Origin of the sequence: Alteribacter aurantiacus DSM 18675, assembly GCF_000429705.1 — a bacterium.
GTDB classification, from domain to species: domain Bacteria; phylum Bacillota; class Bacilli; order Bacillales; family Salisediminibacteriaceae; genus Alteribacter; species Alteribacter aurantiacus.
In genome coordinates, this window is record NZ_KE386942.1 from 118,311 (window position 1) to 141,055 (window position 22,745).

At 44.1% G+C, this 22,745-nt stretch carries 22 protein-coding genes; 9 read left to right on the forward strand and 13 right to left on the reverse strand.

The annotated features are described in order from the left end of the window. From G476_RS0115820 to G476_RS0115835, 4 genes are all read right to left on the reverse strand, one after another. The gene (locus G476_RS0115820) at window positions 1-1,662 is read right to left on the reverse strand and encodes an ATP-binding protein (protein ID WP_026690957.1); all 1,662 of its coding nucleotides are present in this window, start codon (window positions 1,660-1,662) and stop codon (window positions 1-3) included. Window positions 1,663-2,330: 668 nt separating this feature from the next. Continuing rightward, a complete protein-coding gene (locus tag G476_RS0115825) occupies window positions 2,331-2,798 on the reverse strand; it encodes a hypothetical protein (RefSeq protein WP_026690958.1) in 468 nt (155 codons plus the stop codon). 144 nt (window positions 2,799-2,942) lie between these two features. Next, complete coding sequence (locus tag G476_RS0115830) at window positions 2,943-3,914, reverse strand: MBL fold metallo-hydrolase (RefSeq protein WP_026690959.1); 972 nt, start codon at window positions 3,912-3,914, stop codon at window positions 2,943-2,945. Window positions 3,915-4,192: 278 nt separating this feature from the next. Continuing rightward, window positions 4,193-4,639, reverse strand: coding sequence for a hypothetical protein (locus G476_RS0115835; protein ID WP_026690960.1), 447 nt, complete (start codon window positions 4,637-4,639; stop codon window positions 4,193-4,195). A 186-nt stretch (window positions 4,640-4,825) separates the two neighbouring features. Here G476_RS0115835 and G476_RS23345 point away from each other — a divergent pair, with 186 nt between their 5' ends. After that, window positions 4,826-4,966: an FbpB family small basic protein gene (locus G476_RS23345; protein WP_084405799.1), complete on the forward strand. Its 141-nt coding sequence runs from the start codon at window positions 4,826-4,828 to the stop codon at window positions 4,964-4,966. Window positions 4,967-5,007: 41 nt separating this feature from the next. On the opposite strand, the gene G476_RS0115845 is transcribed toward G476_RS23345, so the two are convergent. Then, window positions 5,008-5,337 (reverse strand): SCP2 sterol-binding domain-containing protein, encoded by a 330-nt coding sequence (locus tag G476_RS0115845; RefSeq protein ID WP_026690961.1) that lies wholly within the window; start codon window positions 5,335-5,337, stop codon window positions 5,008-5,010. A 454-nt stretch (window positions 5,338-5,791) separates the two neighbouring features. Next, window positions 5,792-6,538: a lysophospholipid acyltransferase family protein gene (locus tag G476_RS0115855; protein WP_026690962.1), complete on the reverse strand. Its 747-nt coding sequence runs from the start codon at window positions 6,536-6,538 to the stop codon at window positions 5,792-5,794. A 158-nt stretch (window positions 6,539-6,696) separates the two neighbouring features. On the opposite strand from G476_RS0115855, the gene G476_RS0115860 reads away from it, so the two are divergent. Next, on the forward strand, window positions 6,697-6,975 hold the full coding sequence (locus G476_RS0115860; RefSeq protein ID WP_026690963.1) for an acylphosphatase: 279 nt from the start codon (window positions 6,697-6,699) through the stop codon (window positions 6,973-6,975). Between the two features lie 66 nt (window positions 6,976-7,041). Here G476_RS0115860 and G476_RS0115865 read toward each other — a convergent pair whose 3' ends face one another. After that, window positions 7,042-8,361 carry a lysine N(6)-hydroxylase/L-ornithine N(5)-oxygenase family protein gene (locus tag G476_RS0115865; protein ID WP_026690964.1) on the reverse strand — a complete coding sequence of 440 codons (1,320 nt, stop codon included), beginning with the start codon at window positions 8,359-8,361 and terminating at the stop codon, window positions 7,042-7,044. 185 nt (window positions 8,362-8,546) lie between these two features. On the opposite strand from G476_RS0115865, the gene ade reads away from it, so the two are divergent. The 4 genes from ade (at window position 8,547) to G476_RS22210 (ending at window position 14,118) form a co-directional block, all read left to right on the forward strand. After that, window positions 8,547-10,280: an adenine deaminase gene (ade, locus tag G476_RS0115870; RefSeq protein ID WP_035187192.1), complete on the forward strand. Its 1,734-nt coding sequence runs from the start codon at window positions 8,547-8,549 to the stop codon at window positions 10,278-10,280. Between the two features lie 385 nt (window positions 10,281-10,665). Beyond that, window positions 10,666-11,385 (forward strand): 3-ketoacyl-ACP reductase, encoded by a 720-nt coding sequence (locus G476_RS0115875; RefSeq protein ID WP_026690966.1) that lies wholly within the window; start codon window positions 10,666-10,668, stop codon window positions 11,383-11,385. Between the two features lie 99 nt (window positions 11,386-11,484). After that, window positions 11,485-12,915 carry a cryptochrome/photolyase family protein gene (locus tag G476_RS0115880; RefSeq protein ID WP_026690967.1) on the forward strand — a complete coding sequence of 477 codons (1,431 nt, stop codon included), beginning with the start codon at window positions 11,485-11,487 and terminating at the stop codon, window positions 12,913-12,915. Continuing rightward, window positions 12,916-14,118: a GNAT family N-acetyltransferase gene (locus G476_RS22210; RefSeq protein ID WP_051314874.1), complete on the forward strand. Its 1,203-nt coding sequence runs from the start codon at window positions 12,916-12,918 to the stop codon at window positions 14,116-14,118. 49 nt (window positions 14,119-14,167) lie between these two features. Here G476_RS22210 and G476_RS0115890 read toward each other — a convergent pair whose 3' ends face one another. The 4 genes from G476_RS0115890 to G476_RS0115905 all read right to left on the reverse strand — a co-directional run bounded on the left by G476_RS0115890 (window position 14,168) and on the right by G476_RS0115905 (window position 17,458). Beyond that, complete coding sequence (locus G476_RS0115890; RefSeq protein ID WP_026690968.1) at window positions 14,168-15,541, reverse strand: aldehyde dehydrogenase; 1,374 nt, start codon at window positions 15,539-15,541, stop codon at window positions 14,168-14,170. 11 nt (window positions 15,542-15,552) lie between these two features. Further along, window positions 15,553-15,846 carry an HNH endonuclease gene (locus G476_RS0115895; RefSeq protein WP_026690969.1) on the reverse strand — a complete coding sequence of 98 codons (294 nt, stop codon included), beginning with the start codon at window positions 15,844-15,846 and terminating at the stop codon, window positions 15,553-15,555. 133 nt (window positions 15,847-15,979) lie between these two features. Further along, a complete protein-coding gene (locus G476_RS0115900; protein ID WP_026690970.1) occupies window positions 15,980-16,459 on the reverse strand; it encodes a site-2 protease family protein in 480 nt (159 codons plus the stop codon). 273 nt (window positions 16,460-16,732) lie between these two features. After that, window positions 16,733-17,458 (reverse strand): PAS domain-containing protein, encoded by a 726-nt coding sequence (locus tag G476_RS0115905; RefSeq protein ID WP_026690971.1) that lies wholly within the window; start codon window positions 17,456-17,458, stop codon window positions 16,733-16,735. Window positions 17,459-17,676: 218 nt separating this feature from the next. Here G476_RS0115905 and G476_RS0115910 point away from each other — a divergent pair, with 218 nt between their 5' ends. Next, window positions 17,677-18,282: a TetR/AcrR family transcriptional regulator gene (locus G476_RS0115910; RefSeq protein ID WP_026690972.1), complete on the forward strand. Its 606-nt coding sequence runs from the start codon at window positions 17,677-17,679 to the stop codon at window positions 18,280-18,282. 14 nt (window positions 18,283-18,296) lie between these two features. Further along, the gene (locus G476_RS0115915; protein WP_035187194.1) at window positions 18,297-18,797 is read left to right on the forward strand and encodes a small multi-drug export protein; all 501 of its coding nucleotides are present in this window, start codon (window positions 18,297-18,299) and stop codon (window positions 18,795-18,797) included. Between the two features lie 62 nt (window positions 18,798-18,859). On the opposite strand, the gene G476_RS0115920 is transcribed toward G476_RS0115915, so the two are convergent. Beyond that, entirely contained in the window at window positions 18,860-19,975 is a 1,116-nt protein-coding gene (locus G476_RS0115920; protein ID WP_026690974.1) for an alanine racemase, read from the reverse strand. Window positions 19,976-20,380: 405 nt separating this feature from the next. Between G476_RS0115920 and G476_RS0115925 the strand changes: the two genes are divergently transcribed. Beyond that, window positions 20,381-20,932 (forward strand): hypothetical protein, encoded by a 552-nt coding sequence (locus tag G476_RS0115925; protein WP_026690975.1) that lies wholly within the window; start codon window positions 20,381-20,383, stop codon window positions 20,930-20,932. Between the two features lie 134 nt (window positions 20,933-21,066). Here G476_RS0115925 and G476_RS0115930 read toward each other — a convergent pair whose 3' ends face one another. Next, entirely contained in the window at window positions 21,067-22,512 is a 1,446-nt protein-coding gene (locus G476_RS0115930) for a carbon starvation CstA family protein (RefSeq protein WP_026690976.1), read from the reverse strand. Window positions 22,513-22,745 lie beyond the last annotated feature (233 nt).

Genomic DNA, 22,745 nt, shown 5'->3' on the forward strand with positions numbered 1-22,745 from the left:
TCACCTTTCCTCCCCGTTGCTTGAAATGGGTATGGTAATTACAAAACACGTTCCCTTTCCACCGGTGGCTTCCATAGTCATGGTGCCGCCAACACTTTCAAGCACACGTTTAGATATTGCTAATCCGAATCCTCTGTTTTCCCCTTCCTTTGTTGAATACCCTTGGTCAAACATCCTTCTGCTCACTTCTTCAGAGATGCCACTACCTTGATCTTCGATTTCAAACAGCACTTCTTCTCCCAAATCTGTGAAGAAAACGGACACCTCACGTTCTTCTCGCGGCAAATGCTTCACAGCGTCAATCGCATTATCCACCACATTTCCGAGGGCAGTCACCATAGCATGACGCTTTCCTCTTGATAATACGGAAGACAATGTACTTTCAGGATCGATCACCAACTTGACCCCCAATTCATGAGCCTGATTAAGCTTCCCAAGAAGAATCGCACTGACCATTGGATCAGCTACTTGATCGATCAACTGATGGATCCATTTTTGCTGACTGTCTGTTTCTTTTTTTATAAAATCAACGGCTTCCTGTTTTTGATCAAGTTGCAGCAACCCTGAGATTGTGTACAGCTTGTTGGAAAATTCGTGGGTTTGCGCCCGCAATCCTTCCGCATACTCCCGCACTTTGGTCAATTCCTTTGTAAGCCGCTCAATCTCCGTTTTGTTACGAAATGTAGATACAGCCCCAACGAGCATCCCATCGTCGTATAAAGGCACCCGGTTGACCACGACAATATGATCACCAAACGCCATCTCCTCATCGTATTGACTTTCCCCGCTCTCCAAAACATCTGGAAGCCTCGAATTTGGCAACAATTCTTGGACCGGATGACCAATGTATCGGTTCAGTTGGTCTTTCTCCACTTCCAACAACCGTTGCGCCGCCTTATTTAACAATGTAATCTTTCCCGATCGGTTCACGGCGATGATCCCTTCGTGAGCGGATTGCAAGATCGTCTCTTTTTGCAACAGAAGGTAAGAAATCTCTTCAGGTTCAAGACCAAACAACACTTTCTTGATGTAAAAAGAAATCAGAATCGCTCCGCCAACTCCAATAATCATAATCAGTGCGAGGGCAGAGAAAAGTAAGTTTCTATAATTGTTCACCACCCCACGAACATCTTCAACTAGAAAACCAACCGATACCACACCAATAACCTCACCGCTTTCATTAATAAGTGGTGATTTCCCCCGGATCGACGGGCCAAGTGATCCTTCCGCTTGAGAAATATAGGCGAGACCTTCGTTTAACGCCCGATCATTGTCTTCCCCGATCATTTTCTGTCCTATTTGTTCGGGATTAGGGTGAGAATACCGAGTTTCATTGATATCACCAACTACAATAAACTCCGCTCCTGTGGATTCCCTAATCGGTTCCACGATATTTTGGATCGTCATCCTTCCCGGATCTCCACGCTCAATCTCTTCAATTACTTGGGTCACTTGCGCCACGCTTTTAGAAACTCCAAGGGCTCGTTCACCCATTTCCTGCTCTAGCGAATCGGATAATAGGAAATAAAAGAAGGCACCAATAATCGCCAACATGCCAACCGTCAATAACCCAATTAAAAGGGTCATTCGAAGCTTCAAGCTCATCCATGCCGGCGAACGGCTTATGTATTTTTTCATCTGATTTCGATCAAATTCTCCCATCGTTCATTCCTCATCCCTGTTCATCTTCCGTCATTATACTATAGTCAGTAAATTCGAAATAGGGCGAGAAGAATTGGGTCAGGCGGGATGGGGAGTGTTGAGGAGTGTGGGGGGGAATAACTGGTTGGAGCAGAGAATTAACAGGTTGTGCCACTTGATTGACGGCAAACAGATGACGATTAACGGGTAGACCCAGTCGATTAACGGCAACCAAGGCATTATTAACGGGTTAGCATCCTCCAAGCCTCTTCACCTCGAATTCCACCCTCATTCGCCACTTCCAAACAAAAAACTCCCCAAATTAGGGGAGTTTTCTCTACCGCTCAGGTGCGTGATAGTTGTTACGTCCGTTGGCGCTGCTGCTAGTCTTGTTGTTCCCGTGTGGACGGTGTTTGTTGTTGTTTTTCACGTTATGATTTTGTTTGTTTTTGCTCATTGTTGAACGCCTCCAATAATCATAATGGACACCTAAGCGGTAACAAAAAAAGGGAATCACACCGTGAGTGTATGATTCCCCTTTTTTTCCTGCATTCCATCCACCTCTCGTCAACAACCAATGCTTCTACATTTGCTTCTACAAAAGAGCTACCATTGATCTAAAGAAGCTTCATCTTCGGAAAACAGGGTCGGAATGAAAACGTTGAAGTTCCCCTTCCGTACGTTTATATTTAGCTTTTCAGCTCGTCAATATCCGTGTCAGAGGAAGGTAATTGTTTCCGTTCACCCTCTGCAGGTTCTTCTAATTGTACAAGCTCTTCAGGTGTGTCAGTTAAAGGATTACGAAGCTTTGCTGATAGCTCCTCGAATTCTTCTTTCGCTTCTTGTATCGTCCCAAGAATATCAAACGTATGCTCTTTTAATTGCTGAGACGTCTCCACGATCGTTTGGATATCATCGGAAGCTTCCTCTACGATGGTTGCAACACGATCAGCAGATGCTTTAATGTGTTCCACAAAAGGCTCACGATTTTCTTTGATAAACTCGAGCCATTCTGTCGTCGTTCGCGTAACCGTCTCAAAGGTCGTTGTTACTCTCGTACGGGCATTTTTATTGGTTGCAACAAAAAGAAGTCCTACTGCAAGACCAGTTGCAATCCCACTATAGAGCCACGTGCGTTTCGATTTCTTCTGTTCCATTTTTAGCCTCCTCGTCTTCTACAGAAGGCACTGGAAAAGTTCGCCTTTTACTTTTTTCCATGCCTTCTCTACAGTGTTCCTTCTTTACATTTTACCAAGAAAACGAGAACACAAACAAATTTTCGCTATTTTTACGCAATTTTTTTATTCTACAGCCGAATAGATGTAGACATTTCCCTCTTTCACAGCTGTCACTTGCCCCATCTCTTCCAGAAGATCAAGGTGACCGAGCGTCTCGGACAGGGTAAGTCCCGGCTGCTTAGTGTACATTTGCGGGTACAACCGTTTGCAGATCTCAAACGATGTCAAACGCTCCTCCCCTAGAAGGTATTTGATCCCCTTTGCTTTTTCCACTTGCTTTTGCAGGCGCTCTTCAATTAGTTTTTTAGGGTTGTCCACAGGTTCACCATGACCCGAAAAAGCACGCTTAACATGTAGGCACTTCCTTAACGAATCCCGGTACTGCAATAATGTCTTCGGCCGTTCAGTCTCATCACCGTAAGGAGCTTCAATAATCGCATTGGAGGAGATATGTGCAATTAAATGATCTCCTGAGATGAGAATGCCGTCACTTTCTCGGTAAAGAGAAATTTGAGACTGGGCGTGCCCAGGCGTTTCAATTACCGTCCACCCTGGCAACCCGTCGATATAGTTTCCTTCACGTAAATAAACCTCGACGTCCATGGTGGAACTGTACTTCATGTAGAAAGAATTCGTCTTTTCAATTAAGTCAACAATATTCGCTTCAACACCATGGGCAATATACAGCTTTCTAAAAAAGGCATTCTTCTCTTCCACGAACAGAGGATCACCTTTAAGCCAAGGTTCCGTCTTTGGATGAGCTGCGATCGTTGCATGCCCGAATTCCTCAACTAACCCGATATGATCGGGGTGATGATGGGTTAAAACAACAAGCTCTATGTCTGAAAAAGAATAGCCCAACTCTCCAAGCTCATATGCCAACACTTTTTTTGCTTCGTCCGTTTTCACACCCGTATCCACTAACGTTAATGCTTCTCCCTCAATGACATATACATTCACCGGTCCGACCAAAAATGGGGTTGGAATCGTAATCGCATATACTGAGGGGGCGACTTCTTTCGTTTTTACCAACATGGCGCCTCCTTAAATAAATGAATGACCATTCAGTTTATTCCTTTATTCTACCCAATTTCGTTCCTTTTGTCAGCAAGATCGACTTATCAACAACATCCATTCACAAATGTGGATAATTTTTCAGACTTTAGATTTGTCAAGGAATGAAAATGTGGATTATTTTGTGGATAAATGGGCGTAACTCTGTGGGTAATGTGGATATCACTTCTTTTAGCCCACAAAGAAAAGATTCCTCCTGTGGATATCTCTGTGGGCAAAAAAGAAAGACAGAACGCTTATTATAGGAGACTTTTTCGTATAAGTAAATAATTAATCATGTGCATGTGGGTTTGTTCTTCGGATAAAAAGGGATACAACACACCCTGATACTGTTGCGGGCTATAAATATATAGATGAACGTAAAGTTTCATCATTTTCGTCTTGCGCTTTAAAATGATTCCCAGGCCATCTATATAGCCCTCCGGCACGTGTTCTGTAGGCGTTTGAACATTGGCTCGTTGGCCACTCAACTCTGTATACATCCAGGCTAACGTATCATAATGGTTTCGTTCGTCTTGCCTAAGTACATACAGGGTTTCTTCCGAATCGCTGTCTCTTGTCTGCCCAATCAAATAATCAATCATCAACTCTCCGTAGCTCTCCCATCCCATGAGCTGCCGGATCAGTCTTAATACGGTTTGGTATTGTTGGTTATCATATTGATTCGTGTAGCCATTTTGATACATTAAGAAAACCTCCACAGAAACCAAGATCTCTATCATTGTATGTGGGCCTTTCGTAATTTATTTTTCAACAAAGTTCGCAAAATTGTAACAATTCACTCGTATACTTTTCCGCGTTAGTCAAGTAGAATAGATTTATCAGAAAGTTTAAACAATAAAACATTTCAAAAAAAGGATGTGTATAAGCATATGCGCAAGCGCTTTCATAAATCATTTGAAGAACTCGTTAAAGAAAACCGTGACCAACTGCTTAATGACCCGGATGCGATCTATCAAATAGAGAAAAAAGTTGACGAAAAGCATGCTCTCGAAGAGCAAAAATCAAATTAAAAAGAAGAAGAGCGCCTCAGATTGAGGTGCTCTTCTTCTTTTTATGCGTAGTGATTGAGCAACGTTTGCAGCTTCATGGCTTTGCCTAAATCACCTTTAATTTTAAGCTTGCCGCTCATATACGCCATCGTAGGGTTTAGGTTCCCTTCGGATAGTTTAATAAAATCTTTATCCTTCATGATGAGCGTGATGTCCGATTCTTCCTCCACGCTTTCTGAGTACGTTGCAGATTGGTCTTTAATATGAAGGTGATATGTCCCTTCTTCTTCGCCACTCAAATCAAACGTGTATAATATGTTCGTCGATCCGAGATGTTCCGGATTTGTGTTCATTCTTTCTGTTAACGTGTCGAACTTCTCTTTTACCGCCACTGAAAATCCCCCCATGCGTATAAAATGAATAGTCATTCACTTTACTAAATACGACACAAATAGTCGGATTTCCTTTATTTTTTTGAAGGAATTTGAAAAGGTAATTGGACACTGGATTTCAAGTACAGAGGGGATGACACATGGGCAGAGGTCTTGTTGGTTGTTCATCGACTTTGGGATTTATTCATCGACTTGCCGCGGTTCTTCATCGACTTTGGGATTTATTCATCGACTTGCTTCGGTTCTTCATCGACTTTGAGATTTATTCATCGACTTGCCGCGGTTCTTCATCGACTTTGACATTTATCCATCGACCTCCCCTCACTTCCCCCCATTCCCTCTCCCAATCCCTCCCCCCCTCACCCTCCAACGTAAAAAAGGCGCTGAAAAAGGGAAAGATCATCCTTTTTCAACGCTTCCAATATTTAATTGAATAGCCACTTTAGCAATTCGTTTACACCGTTTCTTTTACATCTTGATTTTTGTGCAGTGTTTTCTCAATTTCAGCTTGAACCAGGCTTGAGAGTGTCACGCCATCGATGTCTTTATTTTGTTGGTGAACACGAATTGGCTCACCAATCGTCACCGTCACATCGGCAGGCTTCATCAAATTGTTGTTGGCCTCCATAATCTTGTACGACCCGTCAATGGTTACAGGAAGGATCGCTACACCTGACTTAGTTGCAAGCTTGAAGGTCCCTTGTTTGAACTGAGCGACAGGGCCCCCTTTGCTTCTTGTACCTTCCGGGAAGACAACAATATTGTGGCCTTCATTCAACTGTTTTGCTCCTTGAATGATCGCTCTTACAGACTGTCTGCGATCTTTTCTGTCCATGAACACACAGTTCATTTCTTCCATCCATGATGCGATGATCGGCAACTTCTTGACTTCAACTTTAGATATAAACCCGATTTTCATATCCAGATAGCCAAGGATGATCGGAATATCAAAGTTTCCTTGATGATTGGAAACAATTAAGACGGACTCGTCTTTTGGAATGTTCTCCATTCCTTTTACTGTAATACGACCTCCGGCTAATTTAACCAAATTCTTAGCCCATTTGTTCGATTCTTGTTTCACAAGGACGTCGGCTTCCGTTTCGTTCCCTTGTTTTCTTAACTTTTTTACCTTTAAAAGGCTTGGGATGGTTGTAAGTAAATACAACCAAAAATAAGTAAACCATACAATCGTTCGGATCATGTTTGTTCTCCCCAATTATTCCATTCTTTTTTTCAGCATTAATTATAACAGACCAACTCTTGTTGGTGGTAAAAATACGCGGATTTACGTGTGACTGAAAAAAAGGACGGGTAATACACTACTAATGGAACGTTTAGATTGATATTGAGGTGTAAATAATGAAACGAATTCACGGGATTGTAAGCGGAAAAGTGCAAGGTGTAGGATTCCGCTATTTCACCATGCAAGAAGCGATTGAGCATAACCTTAAAGGGTGGGTACGTAACCGCTCGGACGGCACGGTGGAATTCGAAGCGGAAGGAAAAGAGGCAAGCCTTAAATCGTTTACTGCTAAAGTAAAGAAAGGCTCTCGTACTTCTAAGGTGGACAACGTCGTCACGTATGAAATTGAACCCAAAAAAACGGAAACTCGTTTTCGAAAGCGAAAGACGAAATAAAAAGGGGCCCACGAGAAAAATAAAAGACGAGGTTGTCCCACTGGACCGTGCCTCGTCTTTTAACGTTCATTCTTTTTCTGTTCCAAAGCGCTGAAATACCGTATTTTTTGACTCCCGATACACATCTCTTCCCGCCACTTTGTTAATGATCGTTGTATTTCTATGAACGGCAAGTCCCAGGTTTGTAGCCCCGGCTCCGTGAGAGTGTTCGATGTTTGTCACTGTAAACAGCTTATTTGGACGCTCTTCTTTAAACGCAAGACTGTAATCCCGATTCACTTTGAAACGTTTTTCATCTTCCCACACGAGCTTCTCTTTCATATCCTCCACCCAAGGAGGAAGGTTCGGCTTGTACCCTGTGGCCAAGACCATTTTGTCCACTTCCACATGATAGTCCGCTTCTTCCATCCATTGATGACACGTGACGTTGTAACGACCTTCATCTGTTTTCTCAATAGTTTTCACGTCACTTGCAGATCGAATGGTCACTGGAGCCGTATTCGGATAAATGGATTTATGATAAAGAAGATCGTAAATTTCATGAAGGGTCTTCTCTTCTACTCCATTTCGTAAATGATATAGGTTAGGAAGCTCTTCCTCTCGTTTTTCAAAAGAAAGGTTATGAAAATAATTCACGTAGTCAGGAGAAAAGACTTCTTGTCCCACTTTTCCGGATTCAAGCTGGAAAAAGCCAGGAGAACGGGTAATCCAATGAAGGTGATACCCTCCTGTATCTTGACGCTGCAAAAGATCCAAGAACACTTCTGCCGCACTTTGTCCCGATCCGACAATCAAAATATCCTCGTTTCCTTTAACAAGCCCCTCTTTATGACACAGGTATTGACTCGTATGAACCACGTCTTCAACAGGAAATTCATCAAAACCATCCGGCACAAGAGGAATACTCCCTGTGCCCATCACCACGTGTTTCGCGTGGTACCGCTCTGTCACTTTCGCTTCTCTGTCTTCTACCACGACTTCGTAAAAACGCTCGCCATCTTCTTCTCGGTCAATCACATCAGTGACTCGCTTGCCAAAGTGACAGTGATCAAGCTGGTCTGCCACCCACTGGGCGTAGTGATTGTACTCTGAACGTGGGATGTCGAAGCGATTAAAAAAGAAGAATTTGTGCATGCGATTATGCTCATGCAAATAATTCAAAAAGGAATAATGGCTTTTCGGGTCAGCAAACGTGACCAAGTCTGCTAAAAAAGGAACTTGCAAATCTGCTCCTTCAATAAGCATGCCCGGATGCCATTTAAATTCCGCTGATTCATCAAAGAATATCGATGTCACGTCCTCAACAGGCTCAAGCAACGCTGCCATGCCTAAGTTGAACGGGCCGATTCCGATTCCTATAATGTCGTATGTAGATGGACTTGTCATGGTTACGCCCTCTTTCTCTCATCTGATTTCATTAGTTTTTCGACAAAATCAAATCTCATTCTCTCCTCTTTTTCATACCCTCATTTTTCCCATCTTAAGCTTTTCATTGACGAACGCATGCGCAGAGGCTAAACTTAGAAAAATTATGAGAACCCGTTTAAGAAGTTTGAGAGGAGCCACACATAATGATAAACAAACAAATTCAAGCCTCACAACATAAAGAGCCGTGTGACCTTGTCATCACAAACGCCGTGATTGTGGATGTATTTAACCATACCCTTATCCATGATCATGATGTAGCGATCCAAGACGGCATGATCGTTGGAATCGATCACTCTTACATAGGAAAAAACGTCGTCGATGCAAAAGGAAAAATCCTCGTTCCAGGGCTCATCGATGCCCATGTTCATATTGAATCTTCGATGATGACACCCCGGCACTTTTCCGATGCTCTTGTCACACGTGGGGTAACAACTGCGATCACCGACCCTCATGAAATCGCTAACGTCATGGGTGAAAAAGGGATTGCCTTTATGATTGATGAAAGTGAAAAAGCTGACGCCGACCTCTACACGATGCTTCCTTCTTCCGTACCGAGTACACCGTTTGAAACAGCAGGAGCAACACTCACAGCAAAGGACCTCGCTCCTTTTTTCACCCATCCTTCTGTTCTCGGCCTTGCCGAAGTGATGGATTCTCCTGCAGTCGCTTCAGCTGATTTTGACATGCTGGAAAAAATACAGCTCGCGAAGGATACAAACAAAATGATTGACGGTCATGGAGCCGGGCTATCAATTGAAACCTTAAACGCCTACCGCACTGCAGGCATTCAAACGGATCACGAGTGCGTTACAGCCGATGAAGCTCGGGCCCGTATTCAGCGGGGCTTTTATGTAATGCTTCGAGAAGGCTCAGTCGCAAAAGACGTGATCAATCTCCTTTCTGCCGTCACTAAAGCCAACAGTCACCGGTTCATGTTTTGCACCGATGACAAGCACCCCGATGACTTGTTGAATGAAGGGTCCATTGACCATAATATTCGCCTTGCTATTAAACAAGGACTCGATCCAATCACCGCTATCCAGCTTGCTACAATCAATCCGGCCACCCACTTCGGGTTGAAAACAAAAGGGGCCATCGCACCAGGCTATGAAGCCACCTTTTTACTTACTGAAAATCTAGAAGATTTCCAACCTGACGAGGTCTTTATTCACGGGGAAAAAAGAGCGGAGAATGGCGCCCTAGTGGGCAACTCTTCCTATAGCGTTACCTTGCCAGAAGATATGGTGGAGACGGTAAAAATCCAAAATGTAACGAAAGACCGCTTTTCCATTCCTATGAATGGTCTCACAAAGGCCAATGTGATTGAAGTCAATTCCAACTCTCTGATCACAAACCACCTTGTTGAAACAGTCCAGATTGATCATGAAGGACATTTTCAACCGTCTACTCAAAATGATCAACTACTCCTTGCTGTGGTAGAACGACACGGGAAAAACGGTGGAATCGGCCTTGGCATCGTAAAAGGGCTAGGACTTAAACAAGGAGCCATCGCAACAACGATCGCACACGATTCACATAACATCATTGCAGTAGGCACAACGATAGAAGACATCGTCAAAGCCGTTCATGCCATTGCCCAAGATCAAGGCGGGCTCACCGTGGTTGCAAACGATGAAATCACCTCTTGTCCCCTACCCTGCGGCGGGTTGATGGGAAATGTACCGGTTAAAGAAGCTGCAGCACGACTTGACTCCCTTCACGATGCACTTAAGAAAACGGGATGCACCACTGCGTTTAACCCGTTTTTAACCCTTTCGTTCCTTGCGCTTCCTGTGATCCCAAGCTTGAAGCTGACCGATAAGGGCTTGTTTGATATGAAAGAAATGAAGCATATCGATGTTCAGGTTGAAGAATAAAAGTCGAATGTTTTTTGGAGGATGAGAAAGAAGTGTTAAGTATGAATGAAAATCCGAAAAACGGATGCGGTGGAAATAAGCCGCTACTGAATTGTTCGGATTCAAATCTAAACACTTTCTTTATGTCCCACCCTCTTATGTTTTTTTGGGATGGGAAAGCGTGGAGCGGGCTAAGTCGGTCAATTACACATTTATCTCCGCCAATTTGAAAATAAGTGGCTTAATTACACATTTATCCCCGCCAAATCTAAAATAAGTGCCTCATCCGAAACCCGAAAGATCACCACATATGAGGCCCTTCCCCCCTCTCACCCTCCTACGTTTTAACCGTCCCATTTTTGTGAATAAGAAAGAAGTAGATATTCATAGGAAAGGATGAGATACGATGCAATCATTACAAGGAAAAAAAGCGCTGATTACGGGGGGAAGCAGAGGCATCGGTCGCGCGACAGCCATTGAGCTCGCTAAAGAAGGAGTCGAACTCGCGATCGTCGGTCGCTCACAAGAAAACCTTGACCAAGTGGAACGGGAACTCCGTGACATGGGTGCCACCGTCGTGACGGCTCAGGCGGACGTGGCTGACGAACAAGCCGTAAGCGAAGCTGTGAAGAAAATCGAACGCGAGCTCGGTACGATCGACATCTTGGTTAATAACGCAGGCGTCGCTGCACGTGGATCGTTTCAAGAACTTGAAACAGCGGACTGGGAAAAGGTCCTAAACATTAACATCATGGGAATTGTTCACATCACCAAAGCCGTTCTACCTGGCATGATCGAAAACAATCGCGGGGATATTATCAACATTTCATCCATGAGTGGATTAAAAGGAACGAAGGGCTCGAGTGCGTATAGTGCATCAAAATTTGCCGTTATCGGGATGAGCGAAGGACTGATGCAGGAAGTACGGCCTCACAACATTCGCGTGAGTGTCCTAACTCCAAGCCTTGTAGAAACGGACTTGACCCGCGGCCGCGATAATCACGAGCGAGATCCGGAGAAGTTTACCCAAGCTGAAGACTTGGCGGAATTTATGGTCAGTCAGCTTAAGCTCGAGCAACGAACATTTGTAAAAACCGCTGCACTTTGGGCAACGAATCCTTTTTAAAGAAGTAGCTTAAGCGTCTTGAAGAATCGTTCTTCAGACGCTTTCTTTTTATTTTTCAAAAGACGTACGATTCGCTATGATAAGAATGAGGTGATCATCATGACCAAAACCTATGCAACATGGTTTCGAAGCGACTTTCGTTTAGAAGACCACGCCGCGTTGTATCATTGCTTGGAAACAACAAAGCACGAAGACGGGAAATGGTTTGCCTTTTTCCATTTGGACCCGTCATTTACTGAGGAGATTGATCTTCATCATGATTATTTCTTTCAAACGCTCGCCTTCTTTAAAGACACCTGTGAAGAAAAAGGCATTCATCTCCACATCGTCTACGGTGGTCTAGAAGAAGCACTCGAGCGTGTGATCAACAACATCCCTGCTCTTCACACCGTTTTTTTCAACAGAGACGATGCAGGTGAAAATAGTGAGCGAGACGAGGACGCCATTCATATTCTTGAAAATAACAACATCAACGCATACGCCTATGAAGATGCCCACCTTCATGGACCAAACGAGATTACGAAGCAAGACGGAACGCCTTATAAGGTGTTTACTCCGTATTTTAAAGCATGGAGTAAACACGAGAAACCACGTTCCTATCAAGTGGCCCAAGAGGCTCTACTCCACTTTCAGTCCGAGCTTGAACCGATCCACAAAAAAGGAGAAACATTCTTTAAAGACGAAGTATTACCACGATGCGAGCATACTTGGAAAGGAATCGGTCGCACCGAAGCGCTCGATCGCCTTGAAACCTTTGTGGACGAGCGCCTTGCTTACTATAAAGATGAGCGAGACATTCCTAGAAAAGCGGCTACTAGTAGACTGAGCCCCTATTTAAAAACAGGCGTATTGTCTCCTAGAGAGGTGTTTCATAGCGCGGCCGCTCGTCGTGAAGACGCTGGAACAGGCGCTGAGACATACTTGTCCGAGCTTGCTTGGCGAGATTTCTACTATATGATCCATGCTCATCACCCCAAATCCAAGGACAAAGAACTGACCGAGAAATACACAAGCCTGAACTGGGGACAAGACAAGGATCGCTTTGAAGCTTGGAAGAACGGACGTACAGGCTTTCCCATCGTTGATGCCGGGATGCGACAGCTCAAAGAAATCGGGTGGATGCACAACCGCCTCCGCATGATTACAGCTTCTTTTTTAACGAAAGATTACTTGATCGACTGGCGACTCGGGGAACGGTATTTTCAGACAAAACTTATCGACTACGATGCCTCATCCAATATCGGTGGATGGCAATGGGCCGCTTCTGTTGGGACCGATGCCGTTCCTTATTTCAGAGTGTTCAATCCGACCACACAAGGGAAACGCTTCGATCCCAATGGTGAATTCATCCGAAAGTACGTACCTGAATTATCCGATGTGCCTGACAAATACATTCACGAACCATTGAAAATGCCTGACCATATCCAAGATGAAGCCAATTGCCGAATCGGGAAAGACTATCCTGAGCCAACGGTGGACCATGGTACACAGAGAAAAAAAGCCATTGAAATGTTTAAGGGAGAGGGTTAAGTGAACATTCGTAAACTAAGAAAAGACGAGCTCGATTTGGCTATTACCATGTCCGAGTTTGCCTTTCAATACAAGATGAAAGACGAAGAGAGAGAACAGCGAAAATCATGGATGAACCCTGAAGATACATGGGTTGCAGAAGAAGACGGGGAATTGTTGTCCAAAGTCACGGTCCTTCCGTTTACGACTTATATCGGAGGAAAGGAATGGGCCATGGGCGGCGTGTCCGGAGTGGCTACATGGCCTGAGCAGCGCCGCTCGGGATTGGTCAAAGAATTGCTTGCCGAAGCACTTACTGAGATGAAAGAAAAAGGCCAAACCGTATCTTATCTGTATCCGTTCTCAATCCCGTTTTATCGTCAGTTCGGTTGGGAGCTGTTTGCAAACAAAACAGAGATTACAATCCCAAAAGACAAGCTCCCAAAACGTCGTCCAAACAACGGGCACGTCCGCCGCGTGGAAAAGAACGACCGGATTGTTGGACCAATCTATGAAGAATGGGCAAAAGGATTTAACGGTCCATTAAAGCGTGAATCAACGTGGTGGGAGCGCTCGGTGTTCAAACGAAAAGAGGGGGAACTCGCTGTCTATTACAGCTCGTCAAATGAACCTCGTGGCTTCCTCTTTTATCAAGTAAACACCAACGTGCTCACAGCCCATCAAATGATTTGGCTCGATCACGAAGCAAGAGAAGGTCTTTGGACGTTTATTAGTAATCACGATTCCATGATTAAAGAAGCAGTCGTGACGTTACCGGGGAATGACGGCACGGTGTTTTTACTCGATGACCCACATGTGGAGCAGAAAGTCAGCTCCTACTTTATGGCACGGATTGTTGATGTGAAAGGCTTCCTTGAACAGTATCCTTTTAAAGCTAGCGTTGAAGATTCCCCTGTGATCCTTCACGTGGAAGACAACTTTTGTGACTGGAATAACGGAACGTATATTGTGAAACTCGGACAATCAGAGGGTGAGCCTACCGAGGTGAAACAACACCAAAAATCGGAGCAAGGTGCAAGCTGTGCACATCCTCCAAAACGGGGATTATCGATAAATATTAACACGTTGTCAGCTCTTTTAATAAACGCACAAAGCGTCGATATGCTCTATGAAACGGGACGGATTCGCGGGCCAAAAGAAGATGCCAATCGTCTGCGCTCACTTCTTTCAACGAACAATCCGTTCTTTTATGATTTCTTTTAAACGCAAAATGAACCGCGAGAAGGTTAAAAGTCTTCTCGCGGTTCATTTTTTACTCCCACATTTTTCGCATGGCTTTAATCGAGCCTTCGCTTTTACTGTAACGGAACGGAATATCAAATTTGTTCGTTTGCTTTAAGACGCTCTTTTCATGGGAGAATGTATCAAAACTTGAACGTCCATGATAAGCTCCCATGCCACTTTCGCCGACGCCTCCGAATGGCAAATGAGGGGTAGTAATGTGCATGAGCGTATCGTTGACACACCCGCCTCCGAAGCTCAAGTTCTCCAAGATGAGCGATTCGGTTTGCTTTTTCTCAGTAAAGACGTACAATGCCAACGGGTTAGGGCGCTTGCGAACGAGATCAATCACTTCGTACTCGTCTTCAAAAGAAATCAATGGTAAAATCGGACCGAATATTTCTTCACCCATGACGGCATCATCAAACGTGACGTTGTCCATAATCGTAGGTTCAATGAACAGCTCGTCACGATCGTGAGCACCACCATAAACGATCTTGTCAGGATCAAGAAGCGCGGTTACCCGGTCGTGGTGTTTTTCGTTCACAATCCGCGGGTAGTCTTTGCTTTCTTCTACGGCTGTCCCGTAAAACTTCTTAATGTATTTAACCAAATACTTGAACAGCTTTCGCTTCGCTTTTTCTTGTACGAGAATGTAATCAGGTGCCACGCAGGTTTGACCAGCGTTAAGAAATTTGCCCCAGACAATCCGTTTGGCCGCGAGCTTTACATCCGCGTCTTTCATAACAATGGCTGGGCTTTTGCCTCCTAGCTCCAGTGTCACAGGGGTTAAATGCTTACTCGCCGCTTCCATTACTTTTCGACCTACGTCCACACTTCCCGTAAAGAAAATGTAGTCCGTATTTTGTTCAAGAAGAGCCTTTGCCACATTGGCATCCCCTTCTCTTACCGCTACAAAATCTTCTTCGAATGTGTCTTCAATGATTTCCCTCACAACAGCGCTTGTGTGAGGTGTCATCTCCGACGGCTTTAAAATGGCTGTGTTTCCGGCCGCAATCGCGCCAATGAGTGGAGCCATGACGAGGTGGAATGGGTAATTCCAGGGGCCAATTATGAGCGTTACACCGTAAGGCTCTTTGTAAATATACGCACTTGAGCCTACGTGAGTCATTGCTGTTTTTTCTTTTCGCGGCTTCACCCAGTCGTCAATATGCTTCATAGCATCTTTAATTTCACTGTAAAGAAAGCCGATTTCTGATAGGAACGCTTCTCTTTTGGACTTTCCTAGATCTCTCCAAGCTGCATCCATGATGTCGTCTTCTCTTCGTTTGATGGCATTTTTAAGCTTTTGCAATTGTTCTACACGAAAAGCGACCTTTTTGGTGGCTCCTGTGTAAAAAAAGTGGCGTTGCTTGTCCACTAAACGTTTATATTCCCCAGTCATCGTTTGTCCCCCTATCGTTTCTTCCCTTTTCGTTCGTTTGATTTCTTCATTTTCACAGCTCGTGTGGCTGGCTGCTTTTTTATCCATTTCAAAAATTTCTTTATCTTCTCATCGTCTTGAAGTCTTTCAATTGTATCCAGGCGAATGGCGAGCTCTTGGTTGGTATAAAGGTTGTGAATCTGCTTATGGCAAGGCTGACAGAGCATGGCTGTGTCCAAATGGGCGCCACCTTCTTCACGAGGAATCAAGTGGTGTTCCGTGAGCCTTACTCCTTCTCGTTTACACAATTCACACGACCCTAACATTTCGACGCGCTCCTTTGTTTTTCAACATGCTTACGTCTATATTATGTTACAACTCATCGTTTTCACAACTGTTTTGATTTCTTTTCGCAAGATAAATTCCTTTTTCTTCTATAAAAAAGAGAGAAATTCGCACTTATTCAAGAGGATCTTTGCCTGTTCCATACTTCAGTACGTCATAGATGGCTTTTCCATCGCTCGGATGCCCTTTACCATATTCAACCGGAAGCAATGCGAAGAAAGTAAAATAGAGAGAAAAGTAGACAAATTGGTAGAATAGAATATGTGGTTCAACCCATCCCATATGGATGGAGGAGTTAATAATGATAATTGTAAAGATATTAAAAAGAGGCCCACCCATATAGACGAGGGCATGGGACCAGCGGTTACTTACCTTTAATTCCTTTATTTGGCACCATGAATCCAGGAAGTAAACTCTCCTTACTTCAATACCCCCTAGTTTAAAGATCACTTTTCCCCTTCCTAGTGTAAAGGCAATCTTGCCTCCGAATAGTCGGGTAAGGAGATAGTGGCCAAGTTCATGGATCAACATAACCATAGGGAGAATCACAAAAAACGCTAAAATTGCAGTGGGAATATCCGACCATCCAAACACCTGACAAACACCCTTTCAAAAAGAATAATTTCTTTCACTATTTCCGTCGCCCAAAATGATTAAACATGGGAATATAAACGAGGAACATACGTTCAAGCATTAGATTGAATCTGCTTTATGCTTGACCTCGATCTCGTAGGCGTTGTAGCTGGCTGAATAAGACAGCTACACATACACAAAAAAGATATCCCCATTTGAGGAAGATTGTAGACAAAGTAAAAAACAAGACACCTGGTCGAACGCTTGGATCGCGTCTTCCATATGCCTTGTTTTTTATTTATCCATGAAAAAGTATTCAATCGCTTGTTTTAAGTTTTGATAAATTCGTATCCGCTCAAAGTTAATATCCAATTGGGAGAATTCAGCGGCAATTTCATGGCGAACACCGGTTATGATGACTTCTACCCCAAGTACACGAAGGACTTCCACTAGTCGTATGATAATCTCGCCTAACTCCTCGTCTAGCGTTCGGATGGCAGACAGATTCACGGCAAGCTTTGAGAATCGCTCATCACGACAGATTTGTGCCGTCTTTTCAACAATAATCCACTTTTGCTCATCGTGAAGAATTGGCGGTAATGGCAATACCCCAACACTATCTGACAAGGGCACAACGTTTACTGTCATGTCGATAATCATTTTCTTTAGCTCTTTTTCTTGGGTCGCTTGACTTGTGAGGTCTTCAAATCGAGTGACGATATACCGTTCATTTTCATGCTCAAACATTTGCGAAGCCGAGTCCAAAAACAATAACGTTCCCTTTGGCTTGCTGTATGAGATTTTTTTCTTGAGATCCGTTCGACCTTCACGAATCATCTCCGTTACCATGCGACTTTCCTCAGGCACCCCGGTAAACACTTCATGAAGGTGTCCTCCAACCAAATCTTCACGATTTAACTCAAAGAGTTCCTCATAAGCCTCATTTACAAAATGAATCGTATAGTCCTCTTTCGTGACAATGACCGGCTGCTGTATTTGATTAAGTGCTTCTTTAAACATATCTTTATAGCACCCTCCTGGTTTCAATTCCAATCCTTACCTTTTCTCTTTCTCTATTGTAAATGATAAACCATCACATTAGAAGGAAATTAGCAAATTACCATAGTTTGATAGTTTTTTTGACTCGATTATCCATTGCTTTCCGTTACAAAAGTGAGTATAATCTCATTTAGATAAACTAACGATCGTTCGTTTATATACTAAAGGAGTGTCTTTCCATGCCACCTAAAACTGTGGAAAAAATTAAGCTAGAATCTCTCCGCCTTTTTGCTGAAGAGGGATACGACGGTGCCAGCCTATCCAAAATTACAGACAAAGTGGGCATTCGTAAATCTTCCTTATACAATCATTTTTCCAACAAAGAGGATTTGTTCTTAACCCTTGTGGACGACGTGTATGAACGCTACGTTTCTGAGGTAAAAGAAACGGTCCATCAGCAACCCAATGATTCTTACGTTGAAAAAAAGCTGTATCAGGCGTTAATCATAACGACCGACTTCCTTCGAAAAGAAGCGGTCGGTAAGTTTTACATGCACTTTCTGTTGTTTCCACCAGGAGACTTGAAAGCCTTTGTGCACGAACGCTTTTTGCGTTTTGAAGAAGAGTTGAACCATGTTTTTTTACCCATCATTACGGATGGAATGAAAAATGGTGAAATGAAGTCAGGCAACCCAACCCATGTATTGGATGCTTTTTACTGCTTAATGGATGGCATGTCAGCCCAGATGTTTTACTACGATAAAAAAACGGTCGATCAGAAACGGGAGCACGCGTGGCGTGTATTTTGGAACGGTATTAAATCAGAAAGTAACGACGAAATGTAAGTGAGGTGCTTCACATGTTCGAACTACTATGGCAATATACGATGATTTTTATTATGGCAGCCCTTCCGTGGCTCGAGATTTTAATTGTGATTCCGATCGGTGTCGGCATGGGGTTAAACCCATATGGAGTCGGCATTGTTTCCTTTTTAGGCAATTTTTTGCCGGTTTTATTAATCGTTTATCTATTAAAATGGTTTCAAAACACAGCATTTTATATGAGATGGAAACAAAAACGTGAGAGGAAGAAAGCAGAAAAGCTTGCTGCACAATCAGAAGAAAAACAGGAAAAGAAAAAGAATCGTGGAGAGCGGGCCCAACGTATTTTTGAAAAATACGGTTTACCGGGTCTTGCCTTTTTAGGTCCAGCTGTCACAGGCATCCACTTGGCAGCTGTGATTGCCTTATCTTTTAAAGCCAACAAGCATGCCACAACCATTTGGATGGGTGTGAGCCTTGTCGCGTGGACAATCGCATTGACTGTGGCTTCTTATTACGGATTTGATTTTATTTTATAGAAGGTAAGAGCGGAAATGCCTTTTGTTGTATCTGCAGACATTTCCACTCTTCATCCAATCCTTTACGAACGTGAATCGGTGTTGAATCCCTTTGCGTCAATGGACCACTTGTCTACGATTGTATCCCCATCAACAACAACGTAGTGATCATACAAATTTACAGCGGTACAAACGTGGTTTGGAACGATTCGCACGTAGTCCGTTGGAAATTGAGCGGTGCCGTCCATGATCCCATGTTCTTCGGAGAGCCTTGTTAAGGTGAGTCCGTGGTGTTCGGTTGGTTCCACTATCATTCCAAACCCCTTTACAGAGTCATTTCCGTGAGCCCCTTTTTCAAGGGTGAGCGCTTTGCTTCCCGCGTCCACAATGACGCGGTCTTTTTTTATACTCACCACAGACGCCACTACGGTGACCGCACATTCCTCGAGTTCGCACACACCTAATCCTGCTTGTACCCCGTCAAAAAACACGGCATTACCTGGCCTCACTTCTGTGATTCCTTCAAACCGACCACTGATTTCATAAGTTGGGGTCGATCCTACGCTACGGTGTTCAATCGGATAACCTGCTTGTTCACAGGCATGGGCAGACAAAAGGACCGCTTGTGCTTCTTCGTTTGCAATCTCCACTCTTCTCTTATCTGAAGGAGCACCGTACGCATGACCCGCATGGGTAAACAAACCTGTCACGTCTAAAGAAGACATGGTAGTGATCTCACGCACAAGGTTGACAGCTTCCTCTTCTGGCTCCACTCCACATCGGTTTAATCCACTGTTTATTTTCACCCACACTTCAATGGTTTGGCCTTGTCTATTTGCTTCCTCATTAAGCCTCGACGCCTGCTCCAGTTCATCGACTGTAGCAATGAGTCTGATTCCATCAGCAAGGGCCACGAATTGACTAATCTTCTCACGGTTCCTGAGAGGATAAGCCATAAGGATGTCGCGAAATCCTCCCCTCTTGAAAACTTCTGCTTCTTTTAAAGTTGCAACGGTGAGGCCGTCTGCTCCTTCTTCGAGCTGCTTTTTAGCCACTTCTATGGATTTGTGAGTTTTCACATGTGGCCGTAAACGGACGCCGTTCGCTTTTGCGGATTCGGTCATTCTCTTCATATTTTTTGAGAGTTGATTGATGTCCAACACCAACTCTGGTGTGGAAGTGAGGTTCCACTTTTTCATATATTCCCCTCCACTAGTAAGGCATTTAATGGCAATGGCTCCACTCGGTTGCGCGCCTGTTACGAGAAGCCCACTCGTATCAGGCTTTTAAAACAGGCAACCGTTCCGCTCATTGCTTCGAAGTGATTGAAAAAGGTAAAGTTCGACCTTTTTACTTTTAAATGGCAAATGGCTCCACTCGGTTGCGCGCCTGTTACGAGAAGCCCACTCGTATCAGGCTTTTAAAACAGGCAACCGTTCCGCTCATTGCTTCGAAGTGATTGAAAAAGGTAAAGTTCGACCTTTTTCAATCACTTCTTTTAGTAAAGTATGTAAGTTTTGCAGATTCGATTGACAATGCCTTCGTTCTTTAGTAGATTCATTCGATGTACAATAGGACTTTTTCATAAAAATAAGGAGGCTCTTATGCATTCACTCACATATAGCCAACCACCTCTTGATCAAGAAAATCAAGACGTAACCGTTCTTATCGACGGTGGTCATACAGGAACGATGAAACGTTTTTTTCCATCAAAAATACATGAACTTATGAACCAAGTTGTGCCTAGCCAGTGGGCTCACCTCAAATTGACCGACAGCTCGGGATTTGAGCGGACCATCGTCCAATCAAACGGATTTATTCCGAACAAGCCCCGTCACTGGACCGTCCTTGAAGGCACCCAAGTGGTGGGTAAAATTAAAGAAGAGCACACCCACCAAGCGCAAGTTCACACGCTCACGTATTCAAGTCAAGACCATGTCATTGAGATGAAAAAAGGGCATATCCCTGGATCATCAAAAAAAGCCGTTCTTGAAGAAAAAGGTGAAGATACGGATTCTACTGTCATGAACGCCGACAGTGATTATATCCGTAACGGAATTACAACCGCCCATACCCTAACCCTTCAACAACCATCCGCCGATCCCCTTCTCATAGCAGCGCTTAATTATCTGTTGAGGTTGACGGATCAAAATTAGTGGAGGATAGGAGTGGATGGAGAGTTGGCGCTTGGCGTTTAAACAGGTTAGCTTCCTCTTTAAACAGGTTAGCCCCCCCTCACCTTCTTCTCACTATAAAAAAGAGCCTCCCGCCATTGGGAGGCTCTTTTTTGTTAAGCCACTTCTTTTGACACCATGTCCACTTCAAACGGTACGTCTTTTGCCAGTTCTTTACGCAACTTGAGGGCGAACAGAACGATAGCGATGACGGTTGCAACCGTAGCTCCAATGAGCGAGACATTCATCGGTAATCCAAATCCAATCTCTGCGTTCAAGATATAAGTGGTTGTGACCATCGTCATGAACGTAGCCGGAATACTTGAAATCCAGTGGTTTTTCCCTTGAAGAGCCAAGTACATGGCACCTACCCAAAGGGCGATCATGGCAGTACTCTGGTTTGCCCAAGAGAAGTAACGCCACAGCAAGGTGAAGTCGATTTGCGTTAGAGCAACCGAGATCGCAAACATCGGCAACGCGATGTACAGACGGTTCATCTTCTTAATTTGACCAATCTTGAAGTAGTCCGCCAAGATCATACGAGCGCTACGGAAGGCCGTGTCACCAGATGTAATTGGGAGAATGATAACCCCAATGATTGCAATCGTACCACCAATGGCACCAAGCATCACTAGGCTTACTTCACTAACAACTGCAGCTGGTCCACCTTCTGCAATCAAAGCATTCAAGTCAGTTCCGTGGAAAAGAGCCATAGCAGCAGCGGCCCATATCATTGCAATAACCGCTTCTGTAATCATCATGCCGTAAAAAATCTTTCGTCCTTGTTTTTCATTTTGAGTGGTACGTGAAATAATCGGCGATTGGGTGGCGTGGAAACCACTTAACGCCCCACAGCTAATCGTTAAGAACAACAATGGGAAAATCGCTAAACCTTCAGGGTGCATGTTCGATAACGTCAATTCCGGAATCGGCGCTCCGGTAACCACAAGTCCACCACCAATTCCTAACGCACTCAGTACAAGCAGTGCCCCGAAGATTGGGTAGACACGACCGATGATCTTATCGATCGGCAACATTGTCGCTACGATATAGTAAACAAAAATGAGTGTAATAATAAGTCCCATTGTCACCCAACCTGGAGTGAGGTTGTCAATGAGTGCGGCCGGGGCTGTCACGAACACCGTACCTACAAGTAAAAGTAACAATACCGCAAATCCGTTAACGACATGCTTCATCACTTTACCGAGAAACTTCCCGGCGAGCTCCGGTAAGTGAGCTCCTTTATTTCGAATGGAGATCATTCCGGTTAAATAATCATGAACTGCACCGGCAAAGATCGCTCCAAGTACGATCCACAAAAACGCAACCGGACCGTATAGTGCACCGAGAATCGGCCCGAAAATTGGACCTACACCAGCGATGTTTAACAGCTGAATCATGGAGTTTCGTTTCGTTCCCATTGGGACGTAATCAACACCGTCTTGGTTTGCATACGCAGGCGTTGGGCGATTCTCTTTTACTCCAAAGATCTTTTCGACAAACTTTCCATATGTGAAATAACCAATCACTAAAATAACAATTGAGATTAAAAATGTAATCATGAGTGTCTCACCTCGTTCGCTTCTTTTGAATACGCTTTCATTATAGCGCGAAAACAATAAAGAAGGCCGTTTTCGTCGCAACATGTCGAAAACGGCCCTTCACGTGTTGAAAATTCCGCATCAAATGATAGCGATTACATAATGAGGTATGGGAATGGGCGAGGAAGCTGATTGGAGCCAACCCGTTAATAAGGTACGGGAACCCGGGAAAAAAGTTGAGGAACCCGTAAATC